8 protein-coding genes are annotated in these 11,663 nt (G+C 68.3%); 7 read left to right on the forward strand and 1 reads right to left on the reverse strand.

Annotated elements, in window-relative coordinates; translation table 11 throughout:
• Positions 1–105 precede the first annotated feature (105 nt).
• Together EAW56_RS01085 and EAW56_RS01090 are read left to right on the forward strand one after the other, a co-directional pair.
• On the forward strand, positions 106–693 hold the full coding sequence (locus EAW56_RS01085) for a sigma-70 family RNA polymerase sigma factor (protein ID WP_095546772.1): 588 nt from the start codon (positions 106–108) through the stop codon (positions 691–693).
• The gene (locus tag EAW56_RS01090) at positions 677–1,672 is read left to right on the forward strand and encodes a hypothetical protein (protein ID WP_095546771.1); all 996 of its coding nucleotides are present in this window, start codon (positions 677–679) and stop codon (positions 1,670–1,672) included. The genes EAW56_RS01085 and EAW56_RS01090 overlap by 17 nt, the downstream gene beginning before the upstream one ends.
• An 18-nt stretch (positions 1,673–1,690) precedes the next feature.
• On the opposite strand, the gene EAW56_RS01095 is transcribed toward EAW56_RS01090, so the two are convergent.
• A complete protein-coding gene (locus EAW56_RS01095) occupies positions 1,691–2,062 on the reverse strand; it encodes a DUF5319 domain-containing protein (protein ID WP_186439349.1) in 372 nt (123 codons plus the stop codon).
• 124 nt (positions 2,063–2,186) lie between these two features.
• On the opposite strand from EAW56_RS01095, the gene guaB reads away from it, so the two are divergent.
• The 5 genes from guaB to guaA all read left to right on the forward strand — a co-directional run bounded on the left by guaB (position 2,187) and on the right by guaA (position 11,627).
• Positions 2,187–3,710 (forward strand): IMP dehydrogenase, encoded by a 1,524-nt coding sequence (guaB, locus tag EAW56_RS01100; RefSeq protein ID WP_095546770.1) that lies wholly within the window; start codon positions 2,187–2,189, stop codon positions 3,708–3,710.
• A gap of 20 nt (positions 3,711–3,730) precedes the next feature.
• Complete coding sequence (locus EAW56_RS01105) at positions 3,731–4,876, forward strand: GuaB3 family IMP dehydrogenase-related protein (protein WP_095277787.1); 1,146 nt, start codon at positions 3,731–3,733, stop codon at positions 4,874–4,876.
• A gap of 41 nt (positions 4,877–4,917) precedes the next feature.
• Positions 4,918–6,210, forward strand: a complete 1,293-nt coding sequence (locus EAW56_RS01110) for a PAS domain-containing protein (protein ID WP_095546769.1) — start codon at positions 4,918–4,920, stop codon at positions 6,208–6,210.
• Positions 6,211–6,345: 135 nt separating this feature from the next.
• Positions 6,346–10,005 (forward strand): Rib/alpha-like domain-containing protein, encoded by a 3,660-nt coding sequence (locus tag EAW56_RS01115; protein ID WP_147453235.1) that lies wholly within the window; start codon positions 6,346–6,348, stop codon positions 10,003–10,005.
• 68 nt (positions 10,006–10,073) lie between these two features.
• Positions 10,074–11,627 (forward strand): glutamine-hydrolyzing GMP synthase, encoded by a 1,554-nt coding sequence (gene guaA / locus EAW56_RS01120; RefSeq protein WP_122084711.1) that lies wholly within the window; start codon positions 10,074–10,076, stop codon positions 11,625–11,627.
• The last annotated feature ends 36 nt before the right edge of the window (positions 11,628–11,663 follow it).

Raw genomic sequence — 11,663 nt, forward strand, 5'->3', positions numbered from 1 at the left:
TGTGCCTCTTGGACCGCAGTGCAACACTATGGTCTGCTACCTATTACACTTCCTACGGTTACTTAAAACGGTGGACCTTAAGCCGGCGAGCGAGCAAGGAGCGAGATGACGACTCCCCACGATGAGGACGAGCTGCAGCGGCTCGTCCCCCTCGCCGCAAACGGGGACAAGCGGGCACTGCAGCGGGTGCTGGCCATCGTGCACCCGATGGTGCTGCGCTACACCCGCGCACGGATTGGCGGGCACCGCATGCCCACGGCGGAGGACGTCGCGCAGGAGATCTGCCTCGCGGTGGCCACCTCGATCCACCGCTACGTGGACCAGGGCAAGCCGTTTATGGCGTTCGTGTACGGCATCGCGTTTAACAAGGTCGCTGACGCGCACCGCGCGCTCTCGCGCGACAAGCTCACCCCCACCGAAGAGGTGCCGGATGAGGAGTTTCACGGCCTGACTCCGGAGGAGTTTGCGCTGGTGGGGGACGGGAGTAACAGAGCGCGCGCGTTGCTCGATGTACTCAATGACAAGGCGCGCGACATCGTCATCCTGAGGGTGTTCGTCGGCCTTTCCGCAGAGGAGACGGCGCAGGCTGTGGGCTCGACCGCGGGTGCGGTGCGAGTTGCCCAGTACCGTGCGCTGGCGACGCTGCGTAAAAAACTGGAGGAAGGGGAGTTGCACAATGACTCGGCGCGATGATGAGGCCACCGAGGAGTTCGCCGCGGTAGCCGACGTAGACGCTTGGCTTGATGCGATCGCCGCAGGCGAGGACCCCTCCGGCGGCGAGGATGAGCTCGCGGCACTCTTCCTGGACTTGAAGGGCGAGGTGGATCGTCCCGCGTCGGAGCCGCTGCTTATCGACGCCACGTCGACCCCCTCCGATGCCCCCGACGCCTCCGACGCCTCCGACGCCTCCGACGAGACCGGTACAGCAGGTTCCGTCATCCCGTTCCGCAGCGCGTCCCGGAAGCCGCGCCGGTCGCGCCGTGGTGTGAGCCCGTGGGTCTCCGGCCTGGTCGGCGCTGCCGCGGCGACCGCCGTTGTCACTGGCAGCGGGGCGGCGCTCTACAACGCAACCCCTGGTTCGCCCCTCTGGGGCCCGGCGACCGCAGTCTTTGGAGACCGCACTGCGGCCGTCGAGCTGGCCGCCACGCTCGACGAGCTCGAGGCGGCCAACGACTCCGGCGACAAGGACGCGGCGTCCGCGCTGTTCGAGCAGGCCAGGGCGCTGCTTGCATCCATGGAGCCGCGGGCAAACCAGGACCGGGACGGCGAAAAGAGCCAGGCCCCGATCACCACGATGCGCACCAAGGTCTCCACGGTGACGGTCACCCCGCCGCCTGCTGAGTCGCCGGCTCCCGCTCCGGAGCCGCAGACCGTGACGGAAACGGTGGTGCCCTCAGCCAACCCGCAGCCGACCCTGGAGCAGCCGTCGTCCAGCGCTGCCGCCCGACCGAGCGCTCAGCCGTCAAGCCAGTCCAGTGCCGTTCGCCCGAACCCTCTACCTCAACCGAGCGCGGCTGCGCCAAGCCAGGGCACAGAGTCCGGCAACGAGGAAAACGCTACGGACGGGGCGGCTGCCCCGTCCCAGGTGGATCAGAGTGCAGCCGGGGAAAGCGAGGGCGCCGGGTCGGTGGCGGACCACAGCGACGCGCTTGGTCAGGCGCAGAACTACTAGGAAGCGCCGGGCCCGAAGTTAGCGGGCCTCCAGGCCGTCGAGGAACCCCATGGCGTAGTCCCAGGTGACGTAGGCGTCGTAATCAATTTCCGCGCTCGGCTCGTGCACCGGCGGGAGCTGGTTGCGCAGGGTGGCCAGCATGTTGTGTTCCATGATGGCCCAGTCGTAGTAGTGCCATTGCTCGCAGTCGTCGCACATGAAGTAGATGCCGCGGATGCCGCGGGGCTGCAGGCGGCGGATGCAGTCGCGAACGCACTGCAGGTCGCGCAGCACGTCGGCACGCTCCTGCGGGGAGAGGGGTTCCGGGAGCGCGTCATCCTCAATAAACGACGCCGGATCGTTCGGGTCATCCGCGAACGGGTCCTTGGGCATCATGTCATCAAAGTTCACACCACCAACCCTATGTGCTTTGCGGGCCCGTGCCAATTCCCCCGCCTTACGTGAAACGGCGCTGACGATATATCATGACGGAAAGTAAACGGTGTGACCCGCGCGGGAGAGGAGACGCAGCAATATGGCAAATGAACGAGTTCTCACAGGTGGCGACGACCCGAACAAGGTGGCGCTGCGGGGCCTGACTTTTGACGATGTACTGCTCCTGCCGGCCGAGTCCCACATCGTGCCCGCCGAGGTGTCCACGACGTCCAAGTTCAGCCGCAACATTACCCTCGGCATGCCGATTGCGTCGGCGGCGATGGACACCGTCACCGAGTCGCGCATGGCCATCGCCATGGCCCGCCAGGGTGGCATTGGCGTGCTGCACCGCAACTTGAGCGCGCAGGACCAGGCGGAAAACGTCGACGTGGTCAAGCGCTCTGAGTCTGGCATGGTGACCAACCCGGTCACCGCGCGCCCGGACATGACCGTGAACGACGTGGACGCGCTGTGCGCCCGGTTCCGGATCTCCGGGCTGCCGGTCGTGGACGAGGACGAGCGCCTCGTGGGCATCGTTACCAACCGTGACATGCGCTTCGAGCGCGACTTCCAGCGCAAGGTCGCCGAAATTATGACGCCGATGCCGTTGGTCGTGGCAGAAGAGGGCGTGACCAAGGAGAAGGCGCTCGAGCTGCTTTCCGCAAACAAGGTGGAGAAGCTGCCGATCGTGTCCAAGGACGGCAAGCTGGTCGGCCTGATCACCGTGAAGGACTTTGTGAAGACGGAGCAGTACCCGAACGCGTCCAAGGACGCGAACGGCCGCCTGCTCGTCGCCGCCGGTATCGGCACCGGTGAGGACTCCTACGACCGCGCCGGTCTGCTGGCAGAGGCCGGCGTCGACGCCCTCGTGGTCGACTCCGCCCACGCGCACAACAACCGCGTGCTGGAAATGGTGGCGCGCGTGCAGAAGGACTTCGGCGACCGCCTCGACGTCATCGGTGGCAACCTGGCCACCCGCTCCGCGGCGCAGGCGATGATTGACGCCGGCGCGGACGCCATCAAGGTGGGCATCGGCCCGGGCTCGATCTGCACCACCCGCGTTGTCGCCGGCGTCGGCGCGCCGCAGATCACCGCGATTATGGAGGCCTCCGTGCCGGCGCACAAGGCGGGCGTGCCGATCATTGCAGACGGCGGCATGCAGTTCTCCGGCGATGTGGCCAAGGCCCTGGCCGCCGGCGCATCGACCGTCATGCTCGGCTCCATGCTCGCCGGTACCGCCGAGGCCCCGGGCGAGATCGTCGTGGTGGGCGGCAAGCAGTACAAGCGCTACCGCGGCATGGGCTCCATGGGCGCCATGCAGGGCCGCGGCCTGACGGGGGAGAAGCGCTCCTTCTCCAAGGACCGCTACTTCCAGGCCGATGTGACCAGCGAGGACAAGCTGGTGCCGGAGGGCGTTGAGGGGCGCGTGCCGTTCCGCGGCGAGCTCGACTCCATCACCCACCAGATCGTCGGCGGCCTGCGCGCAGCGATGGGCTACACCGGCTCCGCATCGATCGAGGAGCTGCAGACCAAGCAGTTTGTCCAGATCACCACGGCTGGCCTGCGCGAATCCCACCCGCACGACATCACCCAGACCGTCGAGGCACCGAACTACCGCCACTAGGATCGAGTTGTAACAACACCATGCACGAATACGTGGAAATTGGCAGCGGCCGCGAGGCGCGCAAGGCCTACGACCTCCGCGATCTGTCCCTGGTCCCGGCGCGCCGCACGCGCTCGTCCAAGGACGTCGACACCACCTGGCATATCGACGCTTACACGTTCGACCTGCCACTGTGCTCGCACCCGACGGACGCGCTGGCCAGCCCCGAGTTTGTCATTGAGATGGGCAAGCAGGGCGGCCTGGGCATCCTCAACGCGGAGGGCCTGCTGGGCCGTCACGCGTCGTTTGCGGACTCCGTGGCCAAGGTCGTCGGCGCGGCGAGCACCGACTGGCACGAGATGGAGACCATGCTGCAGTCCCAGTCGCGCGGCACCGCCGTGCTGCAGGAGCTGCACCAGGCGAAGTTGGACATGGACCTGTTTGCGGAGCACATGGCGCGCGTGCGCGACTCGGGCGCGACCGTCGCGGTGCGCGTGAGCCCGCAGAACGCGCGCGAGCTGGCGCCGCACCTGATCAAGGCGGGCGCAGAGATCCTGTTTATCCAGGGCACCATCATCTCCGCCGAGCACGTGCAGCAGGGCGGCGAGCCGCTCAACCTGAAGGAGTTCATCGGCTCCCTCGACGTCCCGGTGATCGCCGGCGGCGTCTTTGATTACAGCACCGCGATGCACCTCATGCGCTCGGGCGCGGCCGGCGTGATCGTCGGCTCCGGCCAGTCGAACCAGAACATGGCGCTGGACGTCCCGCTGGCCACCGCGATCGCCGACGTGGCCGCGGCGCGCCGCGACTACCTGGATGAGACTGGTGGCCGCTACGTCCACGTCCTCGCTGACGCGGACGTGCGCACTTCTGGCCAGATTGCCGTTGCGCTCGCGCTGGGCGCGGACGCGGTCATGGTGGGCGAGCCGCTCGCTCGCGCCGCGGAGGCCTCCGGCGAGGGCATGTACTGGGAGTCGGTGCTGGGGCACCCGCGCTTCCCGCGTGGTGAGATGCGTCGGGTGGTTGCTGCCGAGGAGCGCCAGCCGCTGGAGATTGTGCTGCACGGACCGTCGCACGACCCGTACGGCACCATGAACCTGGTGGGTGGCCTGCGCAGGATCATGGCGAAGTGCGGTTACACGGACACCAAGTCGTTCCAGAAGGTGAATCTGACCGTCCGAAATTAATCGGATATTGCGCAGAAATACCTGATAGATTGAGACCCACTATGGCCTACGACGTGATTCTGGACCGGGATGTGACGGACGGCCCGCAGCACCTGGTCGAGGTGGATGACATCTTCTTCTCGGTCACGGATGCCAAGGGCATCATGACCGACGTGAACGAGGTGTTCATCTACTACGCCCAGTACCCGCTGGAAGAGATGATCGGCAAGCCGCACAACCTCATCCGCCAGGACGAGATGCCGGGCGGCGCGTTCAAGGCCATGTGGGACTGGATCCAGGCCGGCAAGCCGTTCGCCGCCTACGTGCGAAACTTGGCCAAGAGCGGTTCGGCGTACGACGTCTTGGCCACGGTCACCCCGCTGCCGGGGGACCGCTATCTGTCGGTGCGCACCCGGCCGATGACGCACTACTTCCAGGACGCCGCGAAGGTGTACCAGGAGGCGAACGCCGTTGAGCACAAGGCGAAGGCCGAGGGGGTCGGACGACGGAAGCGGGCCGAGCTCGGGTGGGAGCGGATCTGCGAGCTCATCCCGGACTACGACGCGTTCATGGCGGAGATCCTGCCCGCCGAGGTCGCCGCGCGCGAGGAGGCCGGCTTTGTCCTCCCCGAGGGCGAAGGTGAGGTGTACGAGGCCACCGCGGCGCTGTACGCGGAGCTGGAGAGTTTCATGGGCATCCAGACCTCCATCAAGCAGTCGGCCGAGGAGCTCTCGCGCGCCTGCCAGACCCTGTTGGAGGAAAACGCCGTGACCAACCGGGTCAAAGGCGAGATGGAAAACGTGGTGGCGGAGGGCGCCACCCGCACGCTGTTGCTCGCACCGCTGCAGGTGTGGGCCACCATGCGCGGGATTATTGATGAAAACGCGCAATCGCTCGCCGAGGTCGCCGAGGAACTCCAGGACCGCGCGGCGAAGGCCCGCACTGCGATCGCCCTGGCCCGCCTGCACGCCGCGCAGACGGCGACGTTCTCCGCGGAGGAGGACCGGATTGAGTCGATGCAGATGCTCTATGACGCCATGGAGGTCGCCCTCCGCGACATGGACAACGCGGTGTTCCTGCACTCCTCGCTGGCCAACCGCGTAGAGCTGAAGGTGAACTCCATCTCCGAGCTGACCAAGATGCCGCTGGAGATGATCCGCCGCTGGTCCCAGTCCACCGCGCAGCAGCCGGTGGGCCAGAACATCGACCCGCTGGTCGCGCAGGTGGAGCAGGCCATTCAGGCTGCCGACGCCTCCATCGCCCAGCTGCAGCTCTCCTCCAAGGACCTCGGCGAGGACCCCTCGGTCGACGGGGTGCACGACGCGCTTGAGCGCCTTCGCCGGGCCGTCTACTAGGCGTGCGCACGCACGGGCGCGCCGCTTCCTATGGAATTTTGCGCCAACGCCTACTAGTTTTTATGGAAGGCTCATGCGCCCCCTTCTCTGGCGCGTGTCGTGCTCTAGTCCGGCGGAAAGTTTGGGAGAACTGAAATGCGTGGACGGATTGTTCGTTCTGCAGTAGCACTTGTCACCACCACCGTGACTGCCGTCGCGTTGTGCGCGCCGCCAGCGTCATCAGCCCCTGCGGCCTCCGACGTGTCCAACTCGGCTGAGGCACCGCTTGGCGACGCCGGCGCGAGCGATTACCCCCTGTTCACCTTCTACCGGCCCGAGTTTGGCAACTGGCTGTACGTCCTGCGCGACCAGGTCGAGCGCGGCGACGCGTTCAACCCGCCGGTGTACGCGCACTTCATCCCCGAATACGAGCAGGTGACGCCACCGCAGCCGCTGACCTACACCAAGGTGGACGGCCCGGAGTGGCTGGAGGTGGACTCCAACACCGGGCAAATCCGCATCACCAACGACATCTCCGCGTACCTCCGCATGACCAACAAGCTGACCACGCCGGAGCAGGTGGCGTCGCTGAGCGTGAAGGTGACCTACCCGGACGGTCACGACTGGACGCAGCACCTGACCGTGGTGTTGTTTAACAACGAGGAGAGCTACGAGGCGTACAACAACCCGGCCACGGTGGAGGAGCCGCGGTTTGCGCGCCGCCCGATCCCGCTGACCCCGGGAGAGACGCTCACGCTGACCCGGAAGGACATTTCGTGGAAGGACCCGCAAGTACAGTGCGGGGAGAAGCCGGGCGAGGAGCTGGTGCGGTGCAAGGAGCGCGAGACGCCGGGGTTCTGGCCGGACGGGATCTGGGACGCCGACCTGGTGGTGGAGCCGCAGCCGCAGGAAGAAAACCCTGGCAATCCGCTCCTTGATCCCCAGTACGTCAACGTCGAGGTGGTCAACGACGCGAACGGCCAGTTCCAGGAGCTGCGCATCCACGCGGAGAAGAAGCTGGAGGAGCTGACCAACCAGGGCTACGCGGGTGGGGCATTGCCGGTCCGCTTCCGCTGGAAGGCCCGCGACGGCGAGTCCTTCACCACGTTCAACGACAGCACGATGGAAGAGGCGTGGGACACCGTCCCGCTCTACGTCTTCTTTGGCAACCTGTCCGACAAGGACAACTACGTCCCCCGGGCGGTCGCACCGATCACCACCGTGACGGGGCAGGAGGGAAGCGCCGCGCTCCCGGAGTTTGATTCCGCCGGCATCGCGGGCGACCCGGAGCAGCCGGTGAACCCCACGTTCACCGTGGTTGGCAAGGACGCCGAGTGGGTATCCGTGGAGGATGGCCGCATCGTGGCGCGCCCGACCGCGCCCGAGCATGTGGGTAAGCACAAGGTCCAGATGCGGGTGGACTTCCAGGACGGGTCGCACTCCCGCTTCGGTGTCGACGTGACCGTGACCCCGCTGGCCGCCCAGTACGAGCCGCGCTGGGAGGACGCCACGCTGGAGCGCGGAACGACCACGGTGCGCGTCCCGCTCGCCGGCACGCTGCCGGGCGAGGACGCCACGACTTCGGTCGCGGCCGACACCGACGGGTTCGCCGCCACCGCCAACGCGGACGGCTCCATCGACGTCACCGCGCCCGCCGACGCCAAGGTCGGCACGACCGCGACGCTCACGGCGACAACGAAGTACTCCGACACTACGGAGGGCAAGCCCGAGACGGTTGACACCGACACCTTCACCGTCACCGTCGTCGCACCCCCGGGGGATAACGTCGCTGACCTGGGCGATGCCCCTTACCCGCCGCAGCGGATCGCCCGCGACGAGGAGCGTAAGGTCGCCGCCCCCGCGGGCGAAAACATCGCGTTCGCGCCGGTCACGGAGGCTGACTCGGGCGCGCCGGGCTACACCGGGCCGACGCCGACGTGGGCGCAGGTAGACGCCGACGGCACGATCACGCTGCGCCCGGACGCGAAGGTCCCGTCGGGCCTGGTGCGGGTGCCGGTGCGCGCGGAGGATGGCAGCGGCAACGTCCGCATCATCGAGGTCCCCGTCACGGTCGGCGCGAACCGCTCCGAGGTTGCCTACCCCACGCGGACCGAGGCGCAGGTGGGCGAGCCGGTGACCATCGCGCCGCTCGAGGGCGTGCGCGAGGGGTTGGAGTTTGCGGTTGTTGGGGGTGAGGGGAGCGTCGATAAGCAAGGCACCATTTCGTACACCCCGAAGCTTTCGCAGGCCGGCGAGCGGACGCTGCGCGTGCGCGTGACCGACCACAGCGGCGCGACTCGCGACATCGAGGTCCCGGTGACGGTGCGCACGGTCAGCGACCGCACCGCGCCGACCTGGGCCGATGCCAGCGCGCCGCAGGGCGAGCCGATCGAGGTCGCCAATTCGGGCGACTCGGTGGAAGGTGCGGTGGTCGAGGCATCGCTTATCGACGCCACATCCTGGTCCGCCTCTGCCAACGGCGACTCCGTCACCGTGCACCCCGGCGCGGGCGCGAAGGCGGGGGACCGCGCGACGCTGCGCATCACCGCCACCTACGGCGACGGCAGCAGCGATACGCAGGACGTGACCGTGCGGGTGACCGACGCGCGCGCCTACCCCGAGGGGACGGTCGTGGCGCCCGCGGGGGAGACAACCCGGTCTGAGGCCCCGGGCGGGTTCGGCGACTCGGCCACGTTCGCCCTGGCAGAGGGCTCGCCGCACGGCAACTGGGTGGCGATCGACCCCGCCACCGGCGCCGCGACGCTCACGCCCGCCGCGCGGAAGCGCGACGCCGAGTTCGTCGTGGCCGGGTCCTACGACATCCCGGTGGTGGCCACGCTGCCCGGCGGCGAGCGCGTCCAGCTGACCCTGCCGGTAGCGGTGACCTCGCTGGCCGCGAACCTGCACCCGAAGTGGCGCGACGTCGCCGGCGCCGCCGGGGCGCAGTTGTCGTCCGCGAACGTCGGCGACGCGCTGCCGGAGGGCACCGTCGTCGCCGCGACCGGCCCCGGCGGCTGGGACGTCGCGCTCGCGGACGGCGCGGGCACCGTGACGCTGCGCCCGCCCGCCGGTGCGAAGGTCGGGGACGCCACCCCGGTGCGCCTGACGCTGACCTACCCGGACGGCAGCACGCAGGACGCGGCGTTTACCGCGAAGGTGGCGCGCGGCGGCCAGTCGACTACGGCGACCCCTCAGACGACGCAGGCGACTGCGACAACGCAGGCGAGCGCGACGACGCAGGCGAGCGCGACGACCGTGACCGCAGAACCAACAGCGACTGCGCAGCCTTCAGAGCCGGCGCAGACTGCAAAGCCGGTTCGGTCGACGGCCACGACGCCCGCTGCGCCGACAACCGCGACAACTGAGGCGTCGTCAACGACAACGACCACTGTCACGTCTCACACGACAACCTCTGTGCCCACCACGGCGCCAACCACCACCCCGCCGCGGGACGGGGTGCAGGGCAAGCCGGGCTCGTCGAGTAGTGGGTCTACGGGGAGTGGGGTCGGCGGGTCGTCGACAAGCATGCTCCTCGCGCTGGCGGCCAGTCCGCTGCTGTTGCTCGTCCCGATTGCGCTGGCGCAGCAGGTGCAGGTGCCGGGGCTGACTCCGGCGCTGGACGAGCTCGACGCCAAGCTGCGCGCGCTGCCGCCCGAGGTCACCGGTGCGCTGGATGCTGCGCTGGAGGGGTCAGGCTTCCACCTCGGCGGAGCCGCTGCCGCTGGCGGGGTGGTGCTGGCCAGCATTGTTGCGCTTGGCGTTGCGGTTGCGGCGGGTCAGGCGCAGGGGCAGGGAGGATCGTCGGCCCCGCAGTAGGCCGCGGTAGACAGGGCCAATTGGGCGCGCGTGGTGCCGCGTCGGGGCCGTGGGCTAAACTCTGTGCCGTGACTACTCCGCAAAATCGCCCCGTCCTTGTCGTCGACTTCGGCGCCCAGTACGCGCAGCTCATCGCCCGCCGCGTGCGCGAGGCTCGCATTTACTCCGAGGTCGTCCCGTCCACCATCTCCGCCGCTGAGGTGCGCGAGAAAAACCCGGCCGCGCTGGTGCTCTCCGGCGGCCCGTCGTCGGTGTACGCCGAGGGTGCCCCGCAGCTGGACCCAGAGATCTTCGAGTTGGGTCTGCCCATCTTTGGCATCTGCTACGGCTTCCAGATCATGACCCAGACGCTCGGCGGCAAGGTCGCCGAGACCGGGGCCAGGGAGTACGGCCGCACCAATATGCTTGTCGACGGCGGCGTGCTCCACGCCGACACCCCGAACGAGCACCCGGTGTGGATGTCGCACGGCGACTCCGTCACCGAGGCGCCGGAGGGCTTTACCGTGACCGCGTCGACCCCGGGCGCACCGGTGGCCGCCTTCGAGTGCGTGGACAAGAAGCTCGCCGGCGTGCAGTACCACCCCGAGGTCATGCACTCCCCGCACGGCCAGGAGGTGCTCACCCGCTTCCTCACCGAGGTCGCCGGCCTGGAGCAGAACTGGACTGCCTCCAACATTGCGGAGCAGCTGATCGAGCAGGTGCGCGAGCAGGTCGGCGACGGCCGCGCTATCTGCGGCCTGTCCGGTGGCGTGGACTCCGCCGTCGCCGCGGCGCTGGTGCAGCGCGCGATCGGCGACCGCCTGACGTGCGTGTTCGTGGACCACGGCCTGCTGCGCCAGGGCGAGCGCGAGCAGGTGGAAAACGACTTCGTGGCTGCGACCGGTGCGAAGCTGGTCACCGTGGACGAGCGCGAGGCCTTCCTGGGCAAGCTCGCCGGCGTGACCGAGCCGGAGGCCAAGCGCAAGGCGATCGGTGCGGAGTTCATCCGTTCCTTCGAGCGCGCCGTTGCCGGTGTGCTGGAAGGCCAAAACGTTGACTACCTCGTCCAGGGCACCCTGTACCCGGACGTGGTGGAGTCCGGCGGAGGCACCGGCACCGCAAACATTAAGAGCCACCACAACGTCGGCGGCCTGCCGGACGACGTGGAGTTTGAGCTCGTCGAGCCGCTGCGCCTCCTGTTCAAAGATGAGGTCCGCGCTGTCGGCCGCGAGCTCGGCTTGCCCGAGGAAATCGTGAACCGCCAGCCGTTCCCCGGCCCCGGCCTGGGCATCCGCATCATCGGCGAGGTCACCCAGGACCGCTTGGAAACCCTGCGCGCAGCCGACGCCATCGCGCGCGAGGAGCTGACCAAGGCTGGCCTGGACGAGCAGATCTGGCAATGTCCGGTCGTGCTGCTTGCAGAGGTCCGTTCGGTCGGCGTCCAGGGCGATCACCGCACCTACGGCCACCCGATCGTGTTGCGCCCGGTTGCCTCCGAGGACGCGATGACCGCCGACTGGGTCCGCGTGCCGTACGAGACGCTCGAGGCGATTTCCACCCGCATCACCAACGAGGTCGCAGAGGTCAACCGCGTTGTGCTGGACGTGACGTCCAAGCCGCCGGGGACCATCGAGTGGGAGTAACTCCCGCCTCGACGAAAGCGCCGCCTGCCTTGCAGA

Origin of the sequence: Corynebacterium gottingense (assembly GCF_003693265.1) — a bacterium.
Taxonomy (GTDB): Bacteria; Actinomycetota; Actinomycetes; order Mycobacteriales; family Mycobacteriaceae; genus Corynebacterium; species Corynebacterium gottingense.